Origin of the sequence: Blautia sp. MB18-30, assembly GCF_023669475.1 — a bacterium.
Classification (GTDB): domain Bacteria; phylum Bacillota; class Clostridia; order Lachnospirales; family Lachnospiraceae; genus Blautia_A; species Blautia_A fusiformis.
Window position 1 is genome coordinate 1 of record NZ_JAMOYY010000007.1, and the last position, 26,313, is coordinate 26,313.

Here is a 26,313-nt window from a genome sequence, read left to right on the forward strand (position 1 = left end):
GTTAATTAATACTTTTCGTCTATACTTTGGACACCATACTACATGGTATTTACAGGAATAGACGACATTGTTGTTTGATTTATATGTTGTGTTCATATTTGTATTATACTATGGTTTATTAGTTAATACAATTACTATTTTGTCCATCTTCAATTACTTGCATAAATTCGATGGACGCGTCTTATATCCCCATAGCGGAAGCAAGGAGTTTTACGACGCATTGGATAAAACACTTTCTCGGATGCACGAATATCACGGATTCTCTCCAACAATTCCTTGAAATATCCACCGCCACCTAGATTTTTCAAACGATCATCATCTAAAGCAAAACCTTTTCTCATGTATTCTTTTAAAATCCCAGTTGCCCAAATTCTGAACTGTGTTCCCTGTTTTGATTTTACACGATAGCCAACAGAAATAATAACATCAAGATTGTAATAGTCTACATTGTAAACTTTTCCATCAGAAGCAGTTGTTGCAAATTTTGCAACAACTGAATCCCGCTGTAATTCACCTTCTATAAATATATTTTTAATATGTCTGGAAATGATTGATTTATCTCTCTGAAACAATTCTGCCATCTGATCAATGGACAACCAGACGGTATCACCATCAAAAGTAGTTTCAACTTTCGTCAGACCATCCTCTGTCGTATAAATAATCATATCTGCTTTTTCTTTGTCCATAAATTAATTTTCCTCCAAAATCAGATACATTATCAATGTGAACAATTTAAAAAATAGAAATTCAACACAGCCACTATGACAAAATCATTATTCTGCATCTTTACCATTTATAATACGGTAGTAATCATCCATATCCACGCTGAGTTTTACCGTAGTATCTGGTTTTCGGTTGCTCAAGAGGCACACGGTCTCAACATGAACGCCCTGGCAGAACTGATCCACTGCACAGGCGTGGGTCATCTCATATCCTGCCTCATAAAATGCCGGGAGGTCTCTCACAAGACTTGTAACCTTGCAGGAAATGTATACGATCTGGTCTACACCGTAAGCCAGGATCTTTGGAAGGGCTTTGGGGTGAACGCCATCTCTGGGAGGATCAAGGATGATCATATCCGGTTTCTCCGGCACCTCGTCCAGAACCTTCAGCACGTCTCCGGCAATAAAACGACAGTTATTGATGCCGTTAAGTGCAGCGTTTTCTCTGGCGGCTTTTACCGCGTCTTCCACGATCTCCACGCCGATCACCTCGCTGGCAACGGACGCCGCAAGCTGGGCAATGGTGCCGGTTCCGCTGTAAAGGTCAAACACCACCTTGTCTCTGGTATCTCCTACATATTCCCGCACCTTGGAATACAGGATCTCTGCAGCCAGGGAATTTGGCTGGAAAAAGGAAAAGGTGCTGATCTTAAATTTCAGTCCAAGAAGTTCTTCATAGAAATAATCCTTTCCATAAAGGATCTTCGTCTCGTCGCTCTGTACCACGTCGGATAAAGAATCATTTAAAATGTGCATGATCCCCACGATCTTCCCTTCCAGCGGAAGTGCAAGAAGCTGTTCTTTCAGAGGCTCCAGATCATATTCTTCCTGGGTGGTGGTTACCACATGGACCAGGATCTCACCACTTGTGACGCCTCTTCGAAGAAGAAGATGTCGAAGATACCCCACATGCTGCAGCTTTTTATAGAAGCTGGCATTACGCTCCAGGAAAAACTCCCGCACACAGACCAGGATCTTCGTCATATCCGGATGGACCAGCTTACAATCATCCGTATTCAGGATATCGTAAGTGCTTCCCTTCTTGTGAAGTCCAAGGGACAGCGGCCCATCCTTATACTCATCCCCAAAGGAAAACTCCATCTTATTGCGGTACCCGAACTCAATAGGACTGCCGTAGATCCCATCCCAGTGATATAAACGATCTGCAGCCTCAGCTTCTTCTGTCCCATCACCGTTCTTCCCGATCTTAGCCAGGCTCTCTCTTACTGCCCCATCCAGAAGTTCCCTCACCTGATGTTCCTTCATATCCTTCTGTGCCTCATAGCTCATGGTCTGGTACATGCAGCCGCCACATGCCGGAAACTCCTGACAGGCAGGTTCTCTTGTCTCCAGCGGAGATTTCTCCAGGACCTCCAGAAGACGTCCTTCCGCCCGGCCGGAACGTTTCTTATTGATCATAAACCGGACTTTCTGTCCCGGAATTCCGTTTTTTACAATTACTTTCTGGTCATCGACCCAAACAAAACCCTTGTTTGGAAATTCCACTTTTTCTATAATACCTTCGTAAATTTCACCTTTTTTCATAAATCCTCTTTCTGTTTTATAACCAGCAGACAATAGTTCGAACATTCAGGATCCTCTTTACTGTCTGCTCATGAACGCCAGCGTTTCACGGTCCGTCTTCAAAAATCAAGCCCCGGTATCGCGCCGGGGCTTCAATTATCCGCTTCTCATATTCATACATAACAGACAGCCATTCTGATCTGTTCAAAACAGCCTCTGCAGTGAAAGTTCTTACTCTTCCTCATCCTCGAAATAATCATCGAAGTCATCATCAAAATCTTCTTCAAAATCTTCCAGGTAATCCGGAGCGAAGAAACGATATACTGCAAATGCGATTCCTGCAACAGCTGCAACTGCGCCGATGATCGCCAGTACCCAAAGGACTGTGTTCTTATCTTTCTCTTCTTCTTTTTTCTTCAGTGTTGCAAGCAGTTCTTCAAGCTTTGTTGTATTTAAATTCATAACACTGCACCATCCTTTCTTTCTGTTCGGCTGTACTGTCTGACAGTAAACCGGCAGCACAGCAAAAATATTCTATCACTGTACCGACCTTTCCTAAGTGTTCTTATTATACCACCATATGTCTGATTTTACCATAACTTACGCAAATTTTAACAGGAACATTCCGGAATAATGTTATTTGCAGCTGCTTCGAAATATTTTCACAAAATATATGCAAAACGGCCATTTCATTTTCAGATCTTCTTCAGTTTGGCAAAACCTGCGAACATTTTTTTCACACCGACTTTGTCAAAATCTACCGTTACCTCGTAATCCCGGCCGCCTTCTACAATATTCTTCACGATACCAACTCCGAATTTCACATGGCGCACGGTATCACCGACTCCGTAATCCAGCTTCGCTGCCTTGGTAACGGTGAAATCCTTCTTCTGAAGGCTTGTTTTTGCCTGGAAATTCATTTTCATCTGGGCATAGGCGCTTTTCGGAGATACGATATCATCTACCCTGGGCTTTTTCTCCTGAATGGTATGTCCAAGATCTACCAGCTCCCGTGGAACCTCCCTTACAAAACGTGACACGCGGTTATACTGAGTCTCCCCACGGATCATCCGCTGTTTTGCACAGGTTAAGGTCAGTTCCTTCATGGCACGGGTGATCCCCACATAACAGAGCCTTCTCTCCTCCTCGATATCCGACGGATCACCGGACCAGATGGAAGCATACCCCGGAAAAACACCGTCCTCCATTCCCACGATAAATACATTTGGGAATTCCAGTCCCTTGGCACTGTGAAGGGTCATCAGCAGCACATAATCCTGATCCGGATCAACAGAATCGATATCTGCCACCAGTGCGATCTCCTCCAGAAATGCAGAAAGTGTTGCCGGCTGTCCGGCCTCCTCCATGGCTTCCTGGAAGGATTCTGTCTTGGAGATCAGCTCATCGATATTTTCGATCCTCGCCTGGGCCTCCTCCGTTTTCTCTGCCTCCAGTTCCTTCACATAACCGGTAAGCTCAATGACCTCTTCCAGGGTTTCACGGACTGTATAGGCCTCTGCCTTACTTTTCAGTCCCTGGATAAAGGATACAAAATCATTGATCTTTCCTGCTGCCCTGCCAATGGACGGTACTTCCTCCACCACGCGGAGCGCATCGTAAAAGCTCAGGTTCATCATATCCGCATAGTCCTGGACACGGCCGATGCTGGTGAGTCCGATCCCTCTTTTTGGCACATTTAAGATCCTGCGCACAGCCAGATCATCACTGGCATTGTCAATGGTCTTCAGATAGCTTAACAGATCCTTGATCTCTTTGCGGGCATAAAAATTCACACCGCCGACAATCTTATAAGGAACATTTGCCAGGAGAAATTTCTCCTCAAAGAGACGGGACTGGGCATTGGTCCGATAAAGTACTGCACAGTCCTTGTACTGGAATTTCCCGTTGCGGCGCCCCTGAATGATCTCTCCTGCAACATACTCCGCTTCCTCAAATCCGTTGTTGAACTGACGGAAATGTACTTTATCTCCCTCTTCGTTCTCTGTCCAGAGGCGTTTTTCCTTACGCTCTGTGTTGTTGACGATCACCTCATTGGCTGCATTGAGGATGTTCTGGGTAGAACGGTAATTCTGTTCCAGGCGCACCACCTTAGCCTCAGGAAAAACCTTCTCAAATCCTAAGATATTCCCGATATTTGCTCCACGAAAACGATAGATGGACTGATCATCATCACCAACCACACAGAGATTCTTGTATTTCTCAGCAAGAAGACTTACAAATTTAAACTGGGCAGTATTGGTATCCTGATACTCATCCACCATAATACATTTGAAACGTTCCTGATAATAGTCCAGGATATCCGGATTATGCTGAAAAAGCTCCACCGTCTTCACGATCAGGTCATCAAAATCCAGCGCATTGTTTCCCCGGAGGATAGACTGATATTCCTTATACATACCGGCAATCTTCCGTGCATCCGGATCGCCGCCTGCATTCAGCTCCATCTCTTCCGGTGTGATCAGTTCATCCTTGGCATGGGAAATCTCAGCAAGAACGCCTCGTTCCTTGTAGATCTTGGTATTGATATCAAACTTCCGGAAGATTTCCTTCATGACTGTTTTCTGGTCGTCGGCATCATAAATGGTAAAATTACTGCCAAAGCCCAGCACCTCAATATGTCTGCGCAGGATCCTCACGCAGGCGGAATGGAAGGTGGAGACCCATACGCTCTCCGCACCCATTCCCGCAATTTTATTCACACGTTCCCGCATCTCACTGGCGGCCTTGTTGGTAAAGGTGATCGCCAGGATATTCCATGGGTTTACACCCTTTTCTTCCATTAAATAGGCGATCCTGTGGGTCAGCACTCTTGTTTTTCCGGAACCGGCTCCTGCGAGGATCAGAAGTGGTCCCTCTGTATGTACGGCAGCTTCCCGCTGCATAGGATTCAATGTGTCCAAAGCATCATGTATACTCATTTTGATCTCCATTTCTTTTTCCATATGAACAGTATCTTTATATACTATCATGACTTTACTTTCCGGTAAACCCACCTCTCTGAAAAAAAGTTTCTTTACAAGTAGTATTTAAAACTATATAATAGGGAGCAGAGGTGATAATGCGATGACAGAAAACGAAAAAGAAATGATGAACAGCATTTTTGCAAAAATTGCTGAGCTTGATTATATAAAACCCGATGAAATTCCCAATATTGCTCTTTACATGGATCAGGTCACAACCTTTATGGAAGATAATCTCGCTTCCACCAAGCGTCATGATGATGACAAGATCCTGACCAAGACCATGATCAACAATTACGCAAAGAACAAGCTCCTTCCCCCGCCGGAAAAAAAGCGGTATTCCCGGGAGCATCTGCTGATGCTGATCTTTATCTACTATTTTAAGAATATCCTCTCCATCAGTGATATCCAGACCCTTCTGGGACCGATCACCGAGAAATACTTCAAGTCCGTTACAGAAAAGGACATGACTTACATCTACCAGGAAGTTTTCAGTATGGAGCAGTCACAGATCCGTTACCTGGAAAAGGATCTTATGCGCCGTTTCAAAAGTGCCGGAGAAATTTTTGAGGACGCCGACCCGGAGGATAAGGAATTCCTTCACCAGTTTTCCTTTATCTGTCTTCTTAGCTTCGACGTATACATGAAAAAAATGATCATCGAAAACATGATCGACCACATGAATTCCTCAAAAGATACGGATTCCTCAAAAAAAGACAAATAATATCCGGAGCTCACATCCGGTCATAAACGTGCGTCGCCGGGCGCACCGAAAAAAAGAGACAGACGCACGATCGCCTGTCTCTTTTTCGTTACAGCATTATCCGTTATCATCACGGTATGGACGTAAGCCTTATTCTGCTTCGCCGCCCTGCTCCCCGTTATCCTTCTTCATACGTGCAAATACCATCTCATAACCATCATTTCCATAGTTCAGGGAACGGTTCACACGGCTGATCGTAGCTGTGGAAGCTCCTGTTTTCTCGGAAATATCAAGGTATGTACGCTTATCAGTAAGCATCTTGGCTACCTCGAAGCGCTGAGATAAAGAAAGCAGCTCATTGATGGTGCACACATCCTCAAAAAATGTATAACACTCTTCCTTGTCCTTCAGGCACAGGATCGCTTCAAAAAGATGATCCACAGCCTCCGTCCTGATTTTTTTGCTCATTGTTACGCTCCTTTAAAATACATAAATTTCGTCTAATACAATACTGATATTTTAACACTCTAAATCGTGATAAGCAAGCCTTTTAGGGAAATTTAATAAACTATTTCTCTTTTTTGTCTTTCTATGGCGGACACATGATTTTCCCATTTCCACTGCCCCGGAAAACATTTGGGATTTGCTTTTTCTGCTGTGATTGGGTATACTTAAAATAATATCCAAAAGAAAAGGAGACTTATCAAATGAATCGTTTTTTCAACATGGACAACAAATTCTTCGTGTTCATGGGACGCGTAGCAGACCTGCTTCTTCTGAATTTTCTGTGCATCCTCTGCTGCATTCCGGTTGTCACCGCAGGCGCCTCCATAACAGCTCTCTACTATGTCACACTGAAGATGGCAAGAGACGAAGAATCTTATATTGCCCGCAGCTTTTTCCGCTCATTCAAACAGAACTTCAAACAGGCGACCATCATCAATATCATCATGCTCCTCACCGCTGCTGTTCTGTTTATCGATCTTCGGATCGCCAGAGCCGGAAGCGGAGCTATGTACAAAGGACTTTTCAGTCTGTTCATTGCATTTGCACTGATCTATGCGATGATCCTTCTGTACATTTATCCGATCCTTTCCAAATTTTTTAATTCCGTCAAGAATACCTTTGTAAATGCATTCCTGATGTCCGTCCGCCATCTTCCGCTGACACTTTTGATGCTTGTGATCTCTGCGTCTCCACTCCTACTGATGTGGCTTTTTGCTTATGTGAGCTACGCACAGTTTACATCCATCCTGATCATGCTTTTTATTCTGATGGGATTTTCCACGCTGGCCTACTGGAAATCAAAGATCTTTGTAAAGATCTTCGATAACTATATACCGAAAGATGAAAACGAAGAAAACGGCGAAGAGAAAAACGAACCGAAAGAGGCATAATGAAGCGCTGGAACGACAAGCCTTATCACTCTCTGGACTATATGCTCCGGGAACGGTACGGCGAAAAGGTCTACCGGGTTGCATTAAACGGCGGCATGTCCTGTCCCAACCGTGACGGCACCCTGGGCAAAAAAGGCTGCATCTTCTGCAGCCAGGGCGGAAGCGGAGATTTTGCAGCAAACGCCGCTCTTTCCATTACAGAGCAGATCAACACACAGATCAAAAGTCTCTCTTCCAAACGCCCGATCCATAAATATATCGCCTATTTTCAGGCATATACAAACACATACGCTCCTGTGGAACACCTGCGTAAGATCTTCACAGAAGCCATCTCCCATCCGGATATCGTGGCACTGTCCATTGGTACCAGACCAGACTGTCTGGGAGATGATGTACTGGAGCTTCTTTATTCCCTGAACCAGATCAAACCGGTGTGGGTGGAGCTGGGACTCCAGACTATCCATGAAGATACCGCCAGATATATACGGCGCGGCTATCCACTGTCCTGTTTTGATACCGCAGTAAAAAATCTCCGCGCAGGCGGCATCGAAGTGATCGTCCACACCATCCTGGGGCTTCCCGGCGAAAGCCGGAAGGATATCCTGGAAACAATGGCTTATCTGAACGCCATGGATATCCAGGGGATCAAGCTGCAGCTTCTTCATGTACTGCGTGGTACAGATCTTGCCGCTGATCATGAATCCGGTCTTTTCCGCACTTATGAACGGGACGAGTATCTGAACCTTGTCATTGACTGTCTGGAACATCTCAGACCGGATATCGTGATCCACCGGGTCACCGGCGACGGACCGAAGGATCTGCTGATCGCACCTTTATGGGCCAGCCGCAAACGAGAAGTTTTAAACCTTCTTCATCACCGGATGAAAGAAAGAGCAAGTTTTCAGGGAAAAGCTCTCGAAGCCTTTTCCCGCAGCCAGTAAAAAGGAGGATTCTTATGGCATCACCTTTTACAACCTATAAGCTTATTATTTTATATATGCTGCAGAATTCCGATGGGGATCTCACAAATTCCCAGATCACCGATTTTATCCTGGACCGGAAATACACCAATTATTTTCAGCTCCAGCAGGCAGTTTCCGAACTTGTGGAGGCAGATCTGGTGGAAATGTCTTCACAGTCCAACCGCAGTTACTATCGACTGACCTCCGAGGGAAAAAACACTCTGAAATATTTTTCCAAAGAACTTTCGTCTGACATCAAGAAAGAAGTGGAAGAATATCTCAATTCCCTCCACCGCAAGATTGAAGAACATCTCCTGACTCCTGCAGATTACTATCCCACCAAAGAGGGTAGCTACTCGGTACGTCTGCGGATCATCGAAAGCGGCGTCAGCATCGTTGATCTCAGCATCAATGTGCCAAATCTTGCTGCTGCACAGTCTGTATGTGAAAGCTGGCCTTATAAATACCAGAATGTTTATGACAAAATAATGGAGGAGCTTCTCTGAGAGGCTCCTCCGTTTTACTTATATTCATTTATTTCGCTTCTTCGTGGATCTTCTTCATATGCTCTTTCAGTTTCTTTTCATATCCCATATCACTGAGCTCGTAAAAATGTTCCCCCTGGATCTCTGATGGCAGATACTGCTGGTTTACATAATGGTTCGGATAATCATGGGCATATTTATATCCGATACCATGACCCAGACTTTCGTGGCCACCATAATGGGCATCCTGCAGATGCACCGGAACGGTTGTCTTCTTCGCCTTCACGCAGCGCATGGCTTCCTGTATGGCATTTACTGCAGAATTGCTCTTGGGTGCACAGGCCATGTATGTAACTGCCTGGGAAAGAATGATCTGGGACTCCGGCATTCCCACACGTTCCACTGCCTGTGCTGCTGCCGTTGCCACGCAGAGGGCCTGGGGATCTGCGTTTCCGATATCTTCGGAAGCAAGGATCATGATCCTTCTTGCGATAAATTTCACATCTTCTCCTGCATAGAGCATTTTTGCCAGATAATAGACTGCCGCATCCGGGTCGGAGCCTCGCATGCTCTTGATAAAGGCAGAAATGATATCATAATGATTGTCCCCGTTCTTATCGTAGCGCACCACCCGCTTCTGGATACACTCAGAAGCCACCTCAAGGGTCAGATGGATCTTACCGTCTGTATCACGAGGTGTGGTGAGGATTCCTAGTTCTATGGCGTTTAAGGCGCTTCTGGCGTCTCCTCCTGCCATATCTGCCAGAAATTCCAAAGCATCCTCCTCGATCACCGCCCCATAGCTTCCCATTCCACGTTCCGGATCGTTAACCGCACGCAGGATCAGTTCCTTTATCTCCGGTATCTCCAGGGACTTCAATTCAAAGATGATCGATCTTGAAAGAAGCGCTCCGTTTACCTCAAAATATGGATTCTCTGTTGTGGCCCCGATAAGAATGATGGTTCCGTCCTCCACAAAGGGAAGAAGGTAATCCTGCTGGCCTTTGTTGAAACGATGGATCTCATCGATGAACAGAATGGTCTTTTTTCCATACATGCCGAGATCGTCCTGTGCCTGCTTTACAACTGCTTCCATATCTTTCTTCCCTGCTACGGTTGCATTGATCTGGGTAAAGCTGGCGCTTGTGGTATTGGCGATGACTTTTGCCAGGGTGGTCTTTCCGGTTCCCGGAGGGCCGTAAAAGATAACAGATGTCAGCTTATCCGCCTTTATGGCACGATACAGCAATTTATCTTTTCCTACGATGTGCTGCTGTCCCACCACCTCATCCAGCGTTCGCGGACGCAGCCTGGATGCAAGAGGTGACTCCTGATCCAGCGTTTTTGACTTTGCGTATTCAAATAAATCCATGGCTTTCACTCCTGTATTTTCTGTAAAAAGCGGATATTCACGATCCGTATTCTTTTCATAGATCTGTATCCGGCAACGATCGTTTCATTTGTTTCCGGCATACGGACAGATTCCTTATTTTTATAATTTTACCTGTTTGCACATAAAAAAGCAATCGTTTCTGCCTTTTCGGCAAATCACAGTTACATCACCAGCAGCTGATCTGCAGTTACCAGGTCATATCCTTCTTCCGTAAGCATATCCGCAATCTCCAGGGCCGCTTCCACGGAGGTAGAAAAGCTGTCATGCATCAGGATAATGGAGCCATCCTTCACTTGTCTTTTTACGATATTTTCCACAGAACGGACATTTTTTGATTTCCAGTCCAGGGTATCCACATCCCAAAATACCGGCAGCATGGTCACACAGAGCTCCAGATCCTTCGGCCAGGCACCGTAGGGCGGGCGAAGATACATGGGATACTCTCCGGTGATCTCGTAGATCTCATTATTCGTCTTTATGATCTGCTGACAGGCCTGATCACCAGGAAGCTTATCAAGCTGCACGTGATCATACGTGTGATTACCGATGAGATGACCGTCTCTCTGCATCTGCATTACGATCTCCTCATTTCCCCGGATATTTTTTCCCATAAGAAAAAATGTGGCATGGATTCCACGCTTCCGCAGGCCATCCAGAAGCAGAGGTGTATATGTTGCATGCGGTCCATCATCAAAGGTAAGAGCCACACGTGGACGATCCTCTTTTTCGCTTCTGTCAGAAGCTGTCTCAGTCACCGGTTCTGCTGCTTTTTGTCCGTACTGCGCCGCCACCAGCCGGAGCATCCCCTCACCGGCGATCATTCTGGTCACCCACATCCGAAATGCACTGTCTGAGATTTTTCCATATCCGCTGAGCAGGATCAATACCATTGCCACTACACAGAAATATTTTTTTCGCTTATCCATATTTCCCGCCGGATCAAATATACTTTTCCACAATATATGAAAAAATCCCCGGGAAAAGACTTTTGGCTTTTCTTTCCCGGGGAATATTCTCTGATATATGTCTTATTTTTTCAGGATCTCAAGTGCACTCTCGATCTCCTCCACGCATTTCTCATAACCAAGGGTACCGTTATCCAGGCACAGATTATATTTCGTCATGTCTGCCCAGTCAACACCCATGAAACGTTTGCAGAAATCTTCTTTGCGTTTGTCATCCTTATGCATAAATTTCTCAATATCCTTTGTAGTTCCGCTGAGTTTCTTACTTGCCTCACGGATACGGAAATCCCAGTCTCCGTAAACAAACACACGAAGAACATTGGAATAATCCTTCAGGATCATATTTGCACAACGTCCGATGATCACACAGGACTCTGTTTCTGCCAGCTGCCGGATCACCTTTGCCTGATAATTAAACAGGTTCTCATCGGATGTAAAATCCTTGCTCTGAGGCGGGATCAGCTCACCCTTGTAGATTCCGGACTTTGCAAAAAATCTCTGCTTTGTGCTGACATTTTCATCTGCCCTTCCAAAAAGCTGCTCATGAATGCCACTCTCCTCGGATGCCATACGGATGATATCCTTATCATAGTAAGAAATCCCTAATTTCTTTGCAAGCTCCTCTCCGATGGTACGTCCACCGCTTCCATACTGTCTTGCAATGGTAATTACGAAATTATCCATGTCTTTCCCCCTACTCTCCAAGATATGCCTTCTGAACGGCCTCGTCATTCAGAAGATCCTCTGCCTTTCCATCCATAGTAATGCTTCCTGTTTCCAGAACGTACGCTCTGTCCGCAATGGAAAGAGCCTTCTTCGCATTCTGCTCAACCAGAAGCACTGTAGTTCCGCTCTCACTTACCTCGCGGATAATGTCAAAAATCTCATTTACAAAAATCGGCGACAGACCCATGGACGGCTCATCCATCAAAATGATCCTTGGTCTGCTCATCAGTGCACGTCCCATGGCAAGCATCTGCTGCTCACCACCGGAAAGTGTTCCGGCACGCTGTCCTTTACGTTCTTCCAGACGCGGAAATCTCTTGTATACACCAGCAAGGCTCTCTGCGATCTCTGCCTTGTCTTTTCTTGTGTAAGCTCCAAGAAGAAGATTCTCATAAACGGACATATCCGCAAATACTCGTCTTCCTTCCGGAACGTGTGCCATTCCCATTTCTACGATCTTATGGGCTGGTGTTCTTGTGAGGTCTTTTCCCTCAAACACAATGCTTCCGGACTTCGGAGAAAGAATTCCGGTAAGTGTCTGAAGTGTGGTTGTCTTTCCGGCACCGTTGGCACCGATCAGCGCAATAACCTCTCCCTGATTTACATGAAAAGAAATTCCCTTCAGGGCCTGGATCACACCATAGTAGACCTGGAGGTCCTTTACTTCCAACATTGCCATTGTCTCGTTCCTCCTTATTCTCCCAGATATGCAGTGATAACCGTCGGGTCTTTCAGCACTGCAGATGTCTCACCCTGGATCAGTACCTGACCGAAGTTCAGAACTGTAAGTTCCTCACAGATACCGCCCACCAGTTTCATGTCGTGCTCGATCAGAAGAACAGTCATATCAAAATGCTCCCGCACAAAACGGATAGTATCCATCAGCTCCTGTGTCTCATTCGGGTTCATACCAGCCGCCGGCTCATCCAGGAGAAGAAGCTTCGGCTCTGTGGCAAGAGCTCTGGCGATCTCCAGCTTACGCTGTTTACCATAAGGCAGGTTACCTGCCAGAGTGTCTGCTTCCTTATCCAGATCAAACACCCTCAGTATCTCCATGGCACGTTCGTTCATCTCTTTTTCTACCTTGTAATACTTCGGCAGCCTTAAGATTCCGGTCAGTGTGGAGTATGGATGGTGATTGTGAAGTCCTACTTTTACATTGTCAAGAACCGGCATATCCTTGAAAAGACGGATATTCTGAAAAGTTCTTGCGATTCCGGCTTTGTTGATCTCGATGGTGCTTTTTCCGGTGATGTCCTGGCCGTCCAGTCTAATGATTCCTTCTGTTGGTTTGTATACACCTGTGAGAAGGTTGAATACCGTTGTCTTACCGGCACCGTTGGGTCCGATCAGTCCATAGAGCTGTCCTTTTTCAATGGTCATGTTAAAGCCGTCAACAGCACGAAGACCGCCGAACTGGATAGACAGGTTATTTACTTCCAGCATTGCCATGATCAGGCCACCTCCTTTTTCGCTTTTTTGCCTTTGAATTTTTCTACCATGCGTGCTCTCCAGTCTCTTGCTGCAGGTGCCCAGTTAAAGAGCATCATGATGATCAGCACGATTGCGTAGATCAGCATACGGTAGTTTGCGAATCCACGGAGAAGCTCAGGCAGTGCATAGAGGATAATTGTTGCAATGATAGATCCTCTGATATTTCCGATTCCTCCAAGTACTACATACACAAGTACCAGAATGGACATATTGTAATCGAATACAGAAACCTTAAGAAGAGAAAGGTTATGTGCATACAGCACACCTGCAACTCCTGCAAGGGCTGCAGAAATGGTAAATGCCAGCAGCTTATATCTGGTGATATTGATTCCTACAGACTCCGCTGCAATACGGTTGTCCCTGGTTGACATAATAGCACGTCCGCTTCTGGAGTTTACAAGGTTCTGTACAATAAACAATGTGAGAAGAAGCAGGATCACGCCGATCAGGAAAAAGTAATTCTTGATATCTTTATAAAGAGTTGCTGTTCCCGAAATACCAAGGGCACCTTTGAGAATCTGCTTTCCGCCGGCTTCCAGATGAAGACCGGCTGCACTTGTTGCAACGTGAAGTCCTTTGTCATCCACGCCAATGTAAAGTACATTGATCAGGTTCTTGATGATCTCACCAAAAGCCAGTGTAACAATAGCCAGGTAGTCACCGCGGAGACGAAGTACCGGAATACCGATGATCACACCGAACAGTGCTGCAACTGCCGCACCTACAAGGATTGCAAGGATAAAGCGAGGAACCTGCGGAATGGAGTCTGCAGCAACCTGTGAAAACAGGGCACTGGAAAAAGCTCCCACGCACATGAAGCCCGCATGTCCAAGGCTCAGCTCACCGGAAAAACCGACTACCAGGTTCAGGGAAACTGATGCAATGGTATAAACACAAAGGGGAACAAGAAGTCCCATAAGAAGTCTGGAAAGATTTCCAGTTGAGGAAAGTGCCTGTACGATCACAAAAAGCACAATGACAATTCCATAGTTGATCATGTTATTTTTTGTTGTTTTGTTTTTCATATTCTTCATATCGGCCACCTTACACTTTCTCCTGGATGTTCTTGCCGAACAGTCCGGTAGGTTTTACAAGAAGCACGACGATCAGGACTGCAAATACGATCGCATCTGCAACCTGGGAAGAAATATAAGCTTTTCCGAAGATCTCGATGATTCCCAGAAGGATGCCGCCGACCATAGCTCCCGGAATCGAACCGATTCCACCGAATACAGCAGCTACGAAAGCTTTGATACCAGGCATGGCTCCTGTGTACGGAGTCAGTGTCGGATAAGTCTGACAGAGCAGAAGGCCTGCGATCGCTGCAAGTCCGGAACCGATGGCAAATGTGAGGGAAATTGTCGCATTGACGTTAACTCCCATCAGCTGTGCCGCATCTCTGTCCTCGGAAACCGCCTGCATGGCACGGCCAGGTTTTGTCTTTTTTACAAAGAGGGAAAGTCCCACCATGATGATGATACATGCAAGGATGGTTACGATGGTGATTCCCTTGATGGTAAGCTCACCGTCAAACAGTGTGATGGACGGAACTTTGATAACAGCTACGAAACTCTTGGCATCTGCGCCGAAGATCAGAAGTGCCAGGTTCTGAAGCAGATAACTGACACCGATAGCCGTGATAAGAACGGCCAGGTTTGAGGAAGCTTTTCTAAGTGGACTGTAAGCTACCTTCTCAATGACAACACCAAGCAGTGTACAGATCACAACGGAAAGGATCACAGCAAGGATCGGTGACATGCCGCCTCTTGTGATACAGGTAAGGATGATATAAGCTCCCACCATGATAACATCTCCGTGTGCGAAGTTCAGCATCTTGGCAATACCATAAACCATGGTATATCCAAGTGCGATGATCGCATAGATACTGCCAAGACTGATGCCGTCTTTTAAATAAGATATAAAACTCATAACGCACCTCTTTTAATTGTTTATTGATAAGGGAAAAAGGGGACGGTTCCCACTAAAGGTGACCGTCCCCTGACCCCTAACGTTAACAGAAATTCCTTATTTCATCTCTACATAAGCACCGTCTTTGATCTCGAATGCTTTCGGCTCTTTATCACACTCGCCATCCTCGGTCCATTTTGCTTTTCCGGTAAGTCCGTCAAGCTCGATGTTTGCCATGGATGCGCTCATTGCTGCACTGATGTCTGCATTTTCCATATCTGGTGTAATCTTTGCATCGTCAGCTGCAAGCTGCATTGCGTAAAGTACATCATATGTATCTGCCGCAAACTGGTTCGGGATCTCACCGTTGTGAGCATCGCCGTATGCTTTTACGAAGTTCTGGCTCTTCTCATCTGTAGCTGTTGCGGAGAATGGTGTCAGAAGCATAACACCCTCTGCAAGGGATTTATCGAAGTTCTCTACATTGAGGATACCATCCATGCCATCTACACCAAAGAATTTAATGTCAAGTCCTGCCTCAGATGCCTGCTGAAGGATCAGCGCATTGTCGGAATAGTAGTTCGGAAGGAAAAGAAGCTCAGCGCCGCTCTTCTTGATCTTTGCAAGCTGTACAGAATAGTCTGTGTTGCTGTCTGTTGTGTAAGCCTCATCTGCAACTACTTCAAGTCCGTCATCAGCAGCTGCTGCAACGAATGCGTCATGTACACCGGAGTTGTAGTCAGCAGCGGAATCATAAAGTACTGCTACTTTCGTTGCAAGTTTGTGCTCGGAAATGTACTGAGCAGATTTGGTTCCCTGTGCCGGGTCTGTGAAGCACATACGGAACTCGTTTGTTCCTGCTGTGATACAGTCAAGTGCTGTTGCGGATGGTGTGAAGAGGAATGTATCCTCAGCTGCCTCAGCTCCTACTGCGATACAGGAACCGGATGTTACAGTTCCACAGAGCATCTGCATTCCTTTATCGATCAGGTCATTGTATGCGTTAACAGCCTTCTCAGGATCTCCCTGGTCATCACCTGCGTCAAGAATCTCTACTTTATATCCGTTGAATCCACCGTTCTCGTTGATCTCATCTGCAGCGATCTTTGCTGCGTTGTATACGTTGGTACCGTACTGTGCGTAATCACCTGTCATCGGTCCGATCACACCGATCTTAAATGTCTCATCCTCTGCCGCAAAAACGGATGCAGGCATCATCATAGCTGCTGTCATCGCTGCTGCTGATGCAACGCCGATTACTTTCTTCCAATTCTTCATAATAATCTCTCCTCCTGCGCTTTGTCGCGTTACTAATGTTTAATGGTAAAATTATAGCATCGCATATTTTTTATTTCAAGGGCAAATTTAGTTATCTGTTGTTTTTCGTCTGATTGCACAACACGGACACTTGTCCGCTGTACAGCTTGTGTCGTTTTTCGGCAAATTGTCTGAATTTTTTTACAAAAAAATCCAGGGAAAAATTCCCTGGACTCCTTCGTCTCTTAATACTTTACTTATGCGATTGCTTTCTTAGCGATCTCAGCAAGAGCTGTGAAGCCTGCTGCATCGTTAACAGCCATCTCTGCAAGCATCTTTCTGTTGATGTCGATGTTTGCAACCTTAAGGCCGTGCATCATTTTGCTGTAGGAAAGTCCGTTCATTCTTGCTGCTGCGTTGATACGAGCAATCCAGAGCTGTCTGAACTGACGTTTCTTCTGTTTTCTTCCTGCATAGGAGCTTGTAAGAGCTCTCATTACAGACTGTTTTGCTACTCTATACTGTTTGGAACGGGCTCCTCTGTAGCCTTTTGCCAGTTTTAATGTACGGTTATGTCTTTTCTTTGCGTTTAATCCGCCTTTAATTCTTGCCATTTCTTAATTCTCCTCCTGTTCGTCTTCTCTATCTTATAAATATGGTAATACTTTCTTCATGCTCTTTACATTAGTAGAATCAACAACAGTAGATTTTCTCAGATTTCTCTTTCTCTTCTGAGATTTCTTTGTAAGGATATGGCTCTTGTAGGCTTTATTTCTTACTAATTTTCCTGTACCTGTTTTTTTAAAGCGCTTTGCTGCTGCTCTGCAAGTTTTAATTTTTGGCATTATGAATTCCTCCTTGATTTGGTACTTCTAAATTTTATATAGCATCCCGTTCTGCCCGGCTGTTGCCGTGAAGACTGAGATATCTACCGTTTCTCAGTCAGAAACATAGTCATGCTTCTGCCTTCTACCTTCGGAGCCTTCTCTACAGTCGCTATATCGGACAGAAGATCTGCGAAGTCATCAAGCACATGCCTACTGCTGGACATATGTGCCATCTCTCTTCCGCGGAAACGAAGTGTAACCTTAACTCTGTCGCCCTTGCTAAGGAACTTTCTTGCTGCATTTACCTTCGTCTTCAAATCATTCGTATCAATGTTCGGGGAAAGACGCACTTCTTTGACATCGATGGTTTTCTGCTTTTTTCTGGCCTCTTTTTCTTTTCTTGCAAGCTCGTAACGGTATTTACCGTAATCGATGATCTTGCATACCGGCGGTTTCGCCTGTGGGGCAATCTTTACAAGGTCAAGTCCTGCCTCCTGCGCTTTCGCCATCGCTTCTCTGGCGGACACGATTCCAAGCTGAGCTCCGTCCGGACCAATCAAGCGTACCTCTCTGTCTCTGATCTGTTCGTTAATCATTAAACCGCTAATTGTTGTACACCTCCATGAACATGATAGAATTATTTTTTTCTTTCTCATTAATGTAGCTTAAGCCGCACAAAAAAAGCGCAGACAGATGTCCACACTTCAAATAATTACACCTGCGCACTGATGGTTGGTCCGTTCGCAGTACTGTGCAATATTGACCTGAGTCGCTTATCTTCAGCGCTGAGGTGAGAGTGAACTCTGCTTTCTTTTCGCTACGTACTTTAAGAGGATACCATGGTGTCTGCTATTTGTCAACTGTTTTTTATATTATTATGTATTTATTTTTTGAGTATAAATTTTTCTTCTTCCGGACATACTATGCAACATCGGAATCTGTCAAGCCTTACCGCAGTGCTGACGATCAGAAAGGATGCGCATTCCGGCAGGCTGACGGTTTCCGGTAAAATCATAATTATCAGGAGGACACTTTTATGACAAGTCTTAAATGCTCCGCACACAACTGCTGCTATAACAAAAATTCTCTCTGCTCCAGGGGATCCATCAGTGTCGAAGGTGCAGATGCTCGTTATGCGGACGACACCGCCTGTGAAAGCTTCCGTGACCAGGAAGAGTGTGCTGTAAAAAATTCCGCAGATCCCTGCTGTGGGTGTGAGACCATTAACATCGACTGCAAAGCACACAACTGCACCTACAATGAGCACTGCAAATGCACCGCAGCTTCCATCAATGTATCCGGTGACAATGCACATCGCTGCTGTGATACAAAATGTGATACTTTCAGCTGCGAATGCTGATATCCTGAACAGAAATCCTGTTTCCATACAGAGCTGACATTTCTGTTTCTTTTGATCAGAAAGTCAAAAAGATCCGGCAGCGTTCCAGATGGAGTCTCTGCCGGATCTTATCATCTTCATTTATTATCTGTTCTTAAGAAAATCCGGGATCTGGATGTCCTTTTTCTGAACAGTGCTTGTAGGAGCCTTTGTTCCAAACTGTGTGGAATTCATAGTCGGCAGGCTGAAGCTTGGCATGTTAAGGTTCATACCGCCTGGCTGTGACTGGCTTGTTTTTTTGGTGTTTCCGAATACAGAATTGGAAGCTCTGTTTCCAAATGGTGTGTTCTGAAGGTTATTGTCTGTAAGACCTGTAGCAATAACTGTAATTCTCGCATAATCTGCAACAGAATCATCATACATAGCACCAAAGATGATGTTTGCATCCTCACCTGTAAGCTCCTGTACATAGCTTGCAGCATCGTTGGCATCCATAAGAGAAATATCTCCGGAAATGTTGATGATCACATGAGTAGCGCCCTTGATGGTTGTCTCAAGAAGCGGAGAAGATACCGCCTGCTGTACAGCTTCCATAGCCTTGTCATCACCTCTTGCCTCACCGATACCGATATGAGCGATTCCCTTGTCTGTCATGACTGTCTGCACATCTGCAAAGTCAAGGTTGATCAGAGCCGGCAGATTGATCAGGTCTGTAATACCCTGTACTGCCTGCTGAAGAACCTCATCAGCCTTACGCAGTGCTTCCGGCATGGTTGTTCTTCTGTCAACGATTTCAAGTAATTTGTCATTTGGGATGACAATCAATGTGTCAACTGCTTTCTTCAGATTTTCGATTCCCGCAAGTGCATTGTTCATACGGGTCTTTGCTTCAAAACGGAAAGGCTTGGTAACAACACCGACAGTCAGGATACCCATCTCTTTTGCCGCACCGGCGATCACAGGAGCAGCTCCGGTTCCGGTTCCGCCTCCCATACCACAGGTAACGAAAACCATGTCCGCTCCCTCGATGATCTTCTTAACTTCCTCAATGCTCTCCTCAGCTGCCTTCTGTCCAACCTCCGGCTGTGCACCGGCGCCGAGACCTTTCGTAATTTTCTCACCAATCTGAAGTACAGTCGGAGCTTTACACAGTGTCAGAGCCTGTTTATCGGTATTAACACCTACAAACTCAACTCCGCCAATGGCCTCTTCCACCATTCTGTTTACCGCATTATTACCTGCGCCGCCTACTCCAATTACAATAATTTTCGCAGAAGACTCAGCCTCATTCGTCATTATCTCTAACAATGTACTTCCTCCTTTATTTCTACCTGATATCCGATTCAGTGTAATAATCTATTCCAAGCTACATATACACATAGTTATATCATATATTTTTTTCGGTAATTAATCAACCATTAATTTTGTTTTTTTATACTTTTTTCACTAAATTTCGGCACTGTTTCTATTAACCGAAACATTTACAAAACAATCTCTGGCAAAATGTCCAAATACTGGTACTATATATTAAGAAAGCTTTTTTATCTTTACTCATAATCGGACTCATCACTGTAATCGCTGTACGAATTTTCATCATAATCCTCAGCTCCTTCTTCCTGATCACTGCTGTAATCAGCCTCTTCCTCGGTGCTGTCCGTACTGCTGTCTGAAGAGTCTTCTTCATTTTCTGTATCTCCGGTATCCGTACTCTGAGCATCTGGATCTTCGGAGTCTGTTCCGTCTCCGGAGCTTTCTGCCGAAGCCTGATAATCCTCCAGAGTGCCTACGTAATTGCCATCACGGTCATATTCACTGACTCCGTCATAGCCTCCGTCTTCCCGGTAACCGCCCTTCCAGTTTCCTTTTTCTGCCATGGTTTCTTCTGTGGGGGCTTCGCCTACATAGGTCATGTTGGCATCGTACTCACCACTGCCTGTGTAATCTCCCTCTTCATCATAGCCACCTACCCAGTTTTCCTGCGCATACTCCAGATCCGTCTGCGGTTTCGGTCCTACATAGTTGCCATTTTCGTCGTATTCGCCTTCTCCGGTGTAATTTCCTTCCTCATCATAGCCTCCGGTCCAGTTTTCTGCGGAAGTCTGGCTCTCATCCTGTTCCTGCTCCAGGGTAATGTTCTTGGAATTATCATTTACATTTTCTGCATGGAGAATTCCTTTTTTTTCGGAAATCATCGGAAGGATAGCCAGAACTCTGGTCATTTTGTCTTCCAGATATTCATCCTTTCCAAGTTTAACTGTGATATCCCCGTAAACAAGACTGATCTGTCCGTCGTCTTCAAATTCAATGTGATCCGGAACCTTATCATTTTTTGCAAAAATAGTAGAAAGAGCAACTGCCGTGTTCATCACCGTTTCATCCTTGATGGGGAGTTTCTCGTTCTGGATCACTTTTTTGACTTTGATCCCGTCAAAAAACGGAATTTTTTCGTTACGTTCCGTGGATCCTTCCACAAAAATACCGTTTCTGTCAAAATAAATATAACTGTCCAGATAAGGGATACAGCCAACGATATCCTTCTCCTTCACACTGACACAGATGGTGTGCCGGTTCAGCCTTGTTACGGTATAGCCTTCTATAAAGGGAACATCCTTTGTGTTCTGCTTAGTATAAAGAAGCGGTGCAAGAACAGAATTGGATGCCAGCGGCCCCCTAAGCACCATCTTCCTGATCTGTTTTTCAGAATAATGGTTGCTGCCCATCACCTGCACTTCATCTACCTGATAATACGTAAAAAAGAAAATAATTCCTGCCAGCAGCAGGACAAGAAGTCCGCCAACTGCTTTCAGTGGCTTTTTTTTTGATGTTTTCATAAAGTTCCTCTGTCCTTTATCAGCAGACCGCCCAGTGCGGTCAGATCCTCACAGATATGTTCATAGCCTCTTTCTATGAAACAACAGCCCCGGATCCTGGCAATCCCCTGCGCGGCAAGTGCTGCGATCACAAGTGCCGCACCTCCGCGAAGTTCCTCTGCTTCCACAGTACAACCGTTCAGGGGCTGCCCTCCGTATATCACGGCAACTCCATCCCGGATCTGGATCTGTGCTCCCATTTTACAGAGCCATGAAGCTGTTTTATATCTGTCTTCAAAAATCTTCTCGCGGATCCTGCTCACTCCCGGGATCGTGGCCAGTACCGCCATCGCAGGAGACTGCAGGTCTGTAGGAAATCCCGGATAAACTTCTGTTTCCAGAAGCTCCAGGGGAAAACCTGTATTTTTTCCGTTGACTATTAGTTTACCACCTACCCTGCGGCATTGTCCACCCATTTTCCGATATACGTCCAGGATTCCATCCATTTCCTCCAGAGGCGGATTTTCCAGGATGATCTCTCCTCTGGTTGCCGCCGCTGCCATGAGATAGGTTCCGGCGACAATACGGTCTGGTGGAATGCAGCCATCGCCAGCTTCAAGCTTCTCCACCCCTTCAATACAGATACAGCCATTTTCACGAATCCGGATCTTTGCACCCATTCCGGTAAGATAATGGCAAAGCCAATAAATTTCCGGTTCACAGGCGCAGCCGTTAAGGACTGTTTTCCCCTCTGCAAGGACCGCTGCCAGAATGCCCTGTTCTGTAGCGCCTACACTTCTTTTTTGAAAAAACATCTCTGCACCTCGGAGTTTTCCACAGGATGCCCGGATCGTCCCGCCGTTTTCCACCACAGCTGCACCAAGGCGGCGCAAAACCTGGATATGAAGATCCACCGGCCGCTTCCCGATCACACAGCCGCCGGGATATCCTGTCTGTGCCTTTTTGCTCCGCCCCAGCATTGCTCCCATTAAGATCACGGAAGAACGCATTTTTCCGGAATAATACTCCGGTATCATGGTGCCGTCCGCATGGCTGCAGTCCAGATAAAGATCTTGACCTTCCCACCAGGTTTCTGCCCCCAGATATTTCAGGATCTTTTCCATCAAATACACATCACTGATTCTCGGGCATCCCCGCAGTACACTGGTCCCGGTGCTTAAAAGTGCTGCTGCCATAACCGGAAGTGCCGCATTTTTTGACCCCTGGATCCGGACGCTTCCATGCAGCGGTCTGCCTCCGGTCACGATGATCTCATCGATCTCATTCAAGTATTCCACTCCTAAAAGGGCCTCTTACTTGTTATTCTATGTGATCCTTCCATGTCTGTGACTGCTGACACTTAAGGCCAGCCCCATTTCCCCCAGAAGAAAAACAACAGAAGTTCCGCCATAGCTTACAAAGGGCAGAGTGATCCCGGTGTTGGGAATCGTATTCGTTACTACTGCAACATTCAGGACTACCTGGATCGCCATATGTGCCATGATCCCGGCGCACAGCAGCGTTCCCTGCAGATCCCGGCAGTTTAATGCCAGAATACAAAGCCTCCAGATCAGAATACCAAACAGAAAAAGTGTCAGAAAGGCTCCCAGTATCCCCGTTTCCTCACACACAATAGAAAATATCATATCATTCTGGGCTTCCGGGACAAATCCCAGCTTCTGCAGACTGTTTCCGAACCCCTTGCCGAAGATTCCTCCGCTTCCGATCGCATACAGGCCCTGTATAGTCTGAAATCCTTTTTCATATTTTTCCGGATCCCGCCAGATTGCCAGGCGTTCCAGACGATAACTCTCCGCGGCAAGAAAAACCGCAATAAATCCTATCCCCGCACCTCCAAGCGCGAGAAACTGCAGATACCTGGGATTGGCCACAAAGATCAGCAGCACACCGATCCCCAGAATGATCACCGCTGTGCTTAAGTTATTGGAGCCCACCAGACCTGCTACCGGAAGCAAAGTCATCATAGTCCTGCAGATAAACCAGAATCCGGTTGTTTTGCTTTTTGTATTGCTGATCTGCCACACCAGAAACAATATCACTGCCACCTTGGAAAACTCCGACGGCTGAAAGGAAAGCGGCCCCAGGTTCAACCACCTCTTCGATCCATTGATCTCCTGTCCGAAAAGCAGGACTGCAGCAGACAGAAAAAGCGAAAAAATATAGGCAGCCGGCGCCAGCTTTACAGACAGCCGGTAATCTACCCGTGATGCCAGATACATAACAAGCAGCCCCAGTGCCGTGGCAAAGAGCTGCTTCTTAAAATAATAGGCAGAGTCGTGGAAACGTACTCTGCCATTATATTCACTTGCCGAAAAAAGCGCCCCGAGTCCCAATACCACCAGAATCAGAACCAGTACCCAGAGAACGGTATCTGTCTTTCCGGTCTGTTTCTGTCCTGCCTTCATGCATGGCCTCCACAGTGGTCTTTATTTCAGCTTATGTATGTATTTTTCGGATTATTACAGTGCTTTCACGTATTCCTTGAACATGTCACCGCGCTGCTCATAATTATCAAACTGTCCCCAGCTCGCACATGCCGGTGAAAGCAGAACTGCATCTCCGGGATTGGCTTTTTCCGCACAGACCCGGACAGCTTCCTTCAGATCCTCGCAGAGGATGATATCTGTAAATCCAAGACGTTCTGCTGCTGCTTTGATCTTCTCTTTCGTCTGACCGATGAGAACAAGATAACGGACTTTTCCGTCGAAGGATTCTATCCACTCATCATAGCTGGATTCCTTGTCATAGCCACCGCCGATCAGAAGAGTCGGACGGTTCATTGCCTGAATCCCCTTGATGGCCGCATCCGGATTGGTTCCCTTGGAATCGTTGTAATATGCAACACCGTTTTTCTCTGTCACATACTCGATCCTGTGTGGAACTGCCACAAACTCACAGACACTCTTGCGGATACTCTCCACAGAAACACCCGCATAATATGCCATGGCGGCTGCTGCCATTACATTCTCGTGATTATGACGTCCCAGGATCTTAAGCTCTTCGGTTTTTACGATCGGGATCTCTTCTTTTTCTGTTTTGAGCATGATCTGATCTCCGTCCAGATAGATTCCCTGATCCAGTTTGCGAAGACTTGAGAAATATACCACCTTCGGAACGATATTTTCACCGAATTTACGAAGGACTTCATCCTCGTAATTCAGAACACATACATCTTCCGGTCCCTGATTTTTGGTGATCAGCTCTTTTACACGGATGTATTCCTCCATGGTATGATGACGGTTCAGATGGTCCTCTGTGATGTTGAGGATCGCACTTACCTTCGGGCGGAACTGGTCAATAGTCTCCAGCTGAAAGCTGCTGATCTCCGCAACAGTTACGGAATCCTCCCTCATCTCCAATGATTTAGATGTATATGCAGTTCCGATATTTCCTACAACAAATACAGATTCACGGGCATCTCCCATGATCTTTCCGAGAAGTGCTGTTGTTGTTGTCTTACCGTTGGTTCCTGTGATCGCAAGAACCTCTCCCTTGCCTGTACGATAGGCAAGCTCCACCTCGCTCCATACCGGAAGGCCCTTTTCATAGAAGCTCTTTACCAGCGGCAGGTCTGTGGGAACTCCCGGACTTAGCACTACAAGATCAAGACTGTCCAGCGCTCTCTCCGGAAAATCTCCGGCCCAGATCTCCGGGGTGTATTTTCCGTTTGTTTTATGTAATACTGCCTCTTTATCAAGATCTGCGTTTCCGTCATAGATCACCGGCTGTGCTCCTGCACTTCCAAGCAGATCAGCTGCTCCAATGCCGCTTTTTCCGGCTCCGAAAACGAGAACTTTTTTTCCTTTTAAATCCATTTTTCTGTTCCTCCTTATAATGCCAGGAGAGCGATCAGGCACATAATAGCAGTTACAACAGAGAACACTGCAACAACTCGTGTCTCGGACCACCCACAAAGCTCAAAATGATGGTGGATAGGCGCCATCTTGAAGATTCTTTTTCCGTGTGTTGCCTTGAAATAGGATACCTGGAGCATAACAGACAATACCTCCACAAGGTAGATCAGTCCGACCAGGATGATAAACAGCGGCATCTGCATGGCATAAGCCACACCAGCCACAAAGCCACCCAATGCCAGAGAACCGGTGTCTCCCATAAATACCTTGGCAGGATATACATTAAACAGAAGAAATCCCATCAGACTGCCCACAACTGCACAGGTGATCGGTTCCACACCACTGTTCATTCCAAGGGAAACCACCGTAAAGAATACTGCCACGATCAGGGTAACACTGGAAGCCAGTCCGTCAAGTCCATCCGTAAAATTGACTCCGTTTACTGTACCGATCACCGCAAAGAACAGTACCGGAACCGCAAACCATCCCAGGTTCAGATAATGTCCGCTCCAAAACGGGATCTTCATAGTCAGGGATACGTTGGAATAATTTACAAGATAAAAAGCAAATACAGCTGTCACAACGATCTGCAGTGCCATTTTCTGCCATGGCAGAAGTCCGTCAGAACGCTTCAGAACTACCTTCAGATAATCATCCAGAAATCCGATCAGTCCAAATCCCAGTGTCAGGAAAAGTACCGGGATGATCATCGGATAATCTCTGATATAAAACAGTGATGTTACAGTTGTTGCAATGAGAAAGATCACTCCACCCATAGTAGGGGTACCGTTCTTTTTCAGGTGGGACTGCACACCCAGCTCTCTCTCTGTCTGTCCCATTTTAAGTCTTCTTAGAAAAGGGATAACAATCGGTCCTAATACAAGGCTGATCGCAAATGAGATCAGCACAGGGATCACAACATGAAACTCCATCCTCACACCTCTA

27 protein-coding genes and 1 pseudogene are annotated in these 26,313 nt (G+C 45.9%); 5 read left to right on the forward strand and 23 right to left on the reverse strand.

Going from position 1 to position 26,313, the window contains the following annotated elements:
* From NCY57_RS04690 to pcrA, 5 genes and pseudogenes are all read right to left on the reverse strand, one after another.
* Positions 1-96, reverse strand: a 96-nt coding sequence (locus tag NCY57_RS04690; RefSeq protein WP_250789533.1) for a transposase, incomplete at its 3' end; no start/stop codon positions are given.
* A 128-nt stretch (positions 97-224) separates the two neighbouring features.
* A pseudogene (locus tag NCY57_RS04695) lies at positions 225-686 on the reverse strand (virulence RhuM family protein); the annotation flags it as partial.
* An 87-nt stretch (positions 687-773) separates the two neighbouring features.
* Positions 774-2,267, reverse strand: a complete 1,494-nt coding sequence (gene rlmD / locus NCY57_RS04700; RefSeq protein WP_173739723.1) for a 23S rRNA (uracil(1939)-C(5))-methyltransferase RlmD — start codon at positions 2,265-2,267, stop codon at positions 774-776.
* Between the two features lie 210 nt (positions 2,268-2,477).
* A complete protein-coding gene (locus NCY57_RS04705) occupies positions 2,478-2,708 on the reverse strand; it encodes a hypothetical protein (RefSeq protein ID WP_015526073.1) in 231 nt (76 codons plus the stop codon).
* Positions 2,709-2,941: 233 nt separating this feature from the next.
* Positions 2,942-5,185 carry a DNA helicase PcrA gene (gene pcrA, locus NCY57_RS04710; protein ID WP_173739761.1) on the reverse strand — a complete coding sequence of 748 codons (2,244 nt, stop codon included), beginning with the start codon at positions 5,183-5,185 and terminating at the stop codon, positions 2,942-2,944.
* Between the two features lie 145 nt (positions 5,186-5,330).
* Between pcrA and NCY57_RS04715 the strand changes: the two genes are divergently transcribed.
* A complete protein-coding gene (locus tag NCY57_RS04715; protein ID WP_021651658.1) occupies positions 5,331-5,951 on the forward strand; it encodes a DUF1836 domain-containing protein in 621 nt (206 codons plus the stop codon).
* A gap of 129 nt (positions 5,952-6,080) precedes the next feature.
* Here NCY57_RS04715 and NCY57_RS04720 read toward each other — a convergent pair whose 3' ends face one another.
* On the reverse strand, positions 6,081-6,398 hold the full coding sequence (locus NCY57_RS04720; RefSeq protein ID WP_015526079.1) for a YerC/YecD family TrpR-related protein: 318 nt from the start codon (positions 6,396-6,398) through the stop codon (positions 6,081-6,083).
* A 239-nt stretch (positions 6,399-6,637) separates the two neighbouring features.
* Between NCY57_RS04720 and NCY57_RS04725 the strand changes: the two genes are divergently transcribed.
* From NCY57_RS04725 to NCY57_RS04735, 3 genes are read left to right on the forward strand one after another with little or no spacing between them, the layout of a single operon-like run.
* Positions 6,638-7,327, forward strand: coding sequence for a YesL family protein (locus NCY57_RS04725; RefSeq protein WP_021651657.1), 690 nt, complete (start codon positions 6,638-6,640; stop codon positions 7,325-7,327).
* Positions 7,327-8,268, forward strand: a complete 942-nt coding sequence (locus NCY57_RS04730; protein WP_178818053.1) for a TIGR01212 family radical SAM protein — start codon at positions 7,327-7,329, stop codon at positions 8,266-8,268. Before NCY57_RS04725 ends, NCY57_RS04730 begins: the two co-directional genes overlap by 1 nt.
* A gap of 14 nt (positions 8,269-8,282) precedes the next feature.
* Positions 8,283-8,795: a DUF4364 family protein gene (locus NCY57_RS04735; RefSeq protein WP_021651655.1), complete on the forward strand. Its 513-nt coding sequence runs from the start codon at positions 8,283-8,285 to the stop codon at positions 8,793-8,795.
* 28 nt (positions 8,796-8,823) lie between these two features.
* Here NCY57_RS04735 and NCY57_RS04740 read toward each other — a convergent pair whose 3' ends face one another.
* The 11 genes from NCY57_RS04740 to infC form a co-directional block, all read right to left on the reverse strand.
* A complete protein-coding gene (locus NCY57_RS04740; RefSeq protein WP_118752759.1) occupies positions 8,824-10,146 on the reverse strand; it encodes a replication-associated recombination protein A in 1,323 nt (440 codons plus the stop codon).
* Between the two features lie 182 nt (positions 10,147-10,328).
* Positions 10,329-11,093: a polysaccharide deacetylase family protein gene (locus NCY57_RS04745; RefSeq protein ID WP_250789523.1), complete on the reverse strand. Its 765-nt coding sequence runs from the start codon at positions 11,091-11,093 to the stop codon at positions 10,329-10,331.
* Positions 11,094-11,195: 102 nt separating this feature from the next.
* Complete coding sequence (locus tag NCY57_RS04750) at positions 11,196-11,816, reverse strand: cytidylate kinase-like family protein (RefSeq protein WP_110102931.1); 621 nt, start codon at positions 11,814-11,816, stop codon at positions 11,196-11,198.
* Between the two features lie 10 nt (positions 11,817-11,826).
* Positions 11,827-12,537, reverse strand: coding sequence for an ABC transporter ATP-binding protein (locus tag NCY57_RS04755; RefSeq protein ID WP_015526086.1), 711 nt, complete (start codon positions 12,535-12,537; stop codon positions 11,827-11,829).
* Positions 12,538-12,551: 14 nt separating this feature from the next.
* The gene (locus NCY57_RS04760; RefSeq protein ID WP_147603281.1) at positions 12,552-13,310 is read right to left on the reverse strand and encodes an ABC transporter ATP-binding protein; all 759 of its coding nucleotides are present in this window, start codon (positions 13,308-13,310) and stop codon (positions 12,552-12,554) included.
* Between the two features lie 2 nt (positions 13,311-13,312).
* The gene (locus tag NCY57_RS04765) at positions 13,313-14,386 is read right to left on the reverse strand and encodes a branched-chain amino acid ABC transporter permease (protein ID WP_022426434.1); all 1,074 of its coding nucleotides are present in this window, start codon (positions 14,384-14,386) and stop codon (positions 13,313-13,315) included.
* A 10-nt stretch (positions 14,387-14,396) separates the two neighbouring features.
* Positions 14,397-15,281, reverse strand: a complete 885-nt coding sequence (locus NCY57_RS04770; RefSeq protein WP_015526088.1) for a branched-chain amino acid ABC transporter permease — start codon at positions 15,279-15,281, stop codon at positions 14,397-14,399.
* 96 nt (positions 15,282-15,377) lie between these two features.
* A complete protein-coding gene (locus tag NCY57_RS04775; RefSeq protein ID WP_021651647.1) occupies positions 15,378-16,538 on the reverse strand; it encodes an ABC transporter substrate-binding protein in 1,161 nt (386 codons plus the stop codon).
* 236 nt (positions 16,539-16,774) lie between these two features.
* The gene (rplT, locus tag NCY57_RS04780) at positions 16,775-17,131 is read right to left on the reverse strand and encodes a 50S ribosomal protein L20 (RefSeq protein ID WP_015526090.1); all 357 of its coding nucleotides are present in this window, start codon (positions 17,129-17,131) and stop codon (positions 16,775-16,777) included.
* A 33-nt stretch (positions 17,132-17,164) separates the two neighbouring features.
* The gene (gene rpmI / locus NCY57_RS04785) at positions 17,165-17,362 is read right to left on the reverse strand and encodes a 50S ribosomal protein L35 (protein WP_021651646.1); all 198 of its coding nucleotides are present in this window, start codon (positions 17,360-17,362) and stop codon (positions 17,165-17,167) included.
* Between the two features lie 83 nt (positions 17,363-17,445).
* Entirely contained in the window at positions 17,446-17,940 is a 495-nt protein-coding gene (gene infC, locus NCY57_RS04790) for a translation initiation factor IF-3 (protein ID WP_015526092.1), read from the reverse strand.
* Positions 17,941-18,380: 440 nt separating this feature from the next.
* Between infC and NCY57_RS04795 the strand changes: the two genes are divergently transcribed.
* Positions 18,381-18,704, forward strand: coding sequence for a DUF1540 domain-containing protein (locus NCY57_RS04795; protein WP_015526093.1), 324 nt, complete (start codon positions 18,381-18,383; stop codon positions 18,702-18,704).
* 123 nt (positions 18,705-18,827) lie between these two features.
* Here the strand turns inward: NCY57_RS04795 and ftsZ are convergent, their stop codons facing one another.
* From ftsZ to mraY, 6 genes are all read right to left on the reverse strand, one after another.
* A complete protein-coding gene (gene ftsZ, locus NCY57_RS04800) occupies positions 18,828-19,979 on the reverse strand; it encodes a cell division protein FtsZ (protein WP_015526094.1) in 1,152 nt (383 codons plus the stop codon).
* 251 nt (positions 19,980-20,230) lie between these two features.
* Positions 20,231-21,514: a cell division protein FtsQ/DivIB gene (locus NCY57_RS04805; RefSeq protein WP_173722502.1), complete on the reverse strand. Its 1,284-nt coding sequence runs from the start codon at positions 21,512-21,514 to the stop codon at positions 20,231-20,233.
* Positions 21,511-22,791 (reverse strand): UDP-N-acetylglucosamine 1-carboxyvinyltransferase, encoded by a 1,281-nt coding sequence (gene murA / locus NCY57_RS04810; protein WP_250789524.1) that lies wholly within the window; start codon positions 22,789-22,791, stop codon positions 21,511-21,513. Before murA ends, NCY57_RS04805 begins: the two co-directional genes overlap by 4 nt.
* A gap of 27 nt (positions 22,792-22,818) precedes the next feature.
* On the reverse strand, positions 22,819-23,919 hold the full coding sequence (locus NCY57_RS04815; protein ID WP_015526098.1) for an FtsW/RodA/SpoVE family cell cycle protein: 1,101 nt from the start codon (positions 23,917-23,919) through the stop codon (positions 22,819-22,821).
* A 54-nt stretch (positions 23,920-23,973) separates the two neighbouring features.
* Positions 23,974-25,329, reverse strand: a complete 1,356-nt coding sequence (gene murD, locus NCY57_RS04820; protein WP_173739726.1) for a UDP-N-acetylmuramoyl-L-alanine--D-glutamate ligase — start codon at positions 25,327-25,329, stop codon at positions 23,974-23,976.
* 14 nt (positions 25,330-25,343) lie between these two features.
* A complete protein-coding gene (gene mraY / locus NCY57_RS04825; RefSeq protein ID WP_015526100.1) occupies positions 25,344-26,300 on the reverse strand; it encodes a phospho-N-acetylmuramoyl-pentapeptide-transferase in 957 nt (318 codons plus the stop codon).
* Between the last annotated feature and the right edge of the window lie 13 nt (positions 26,301-26,313).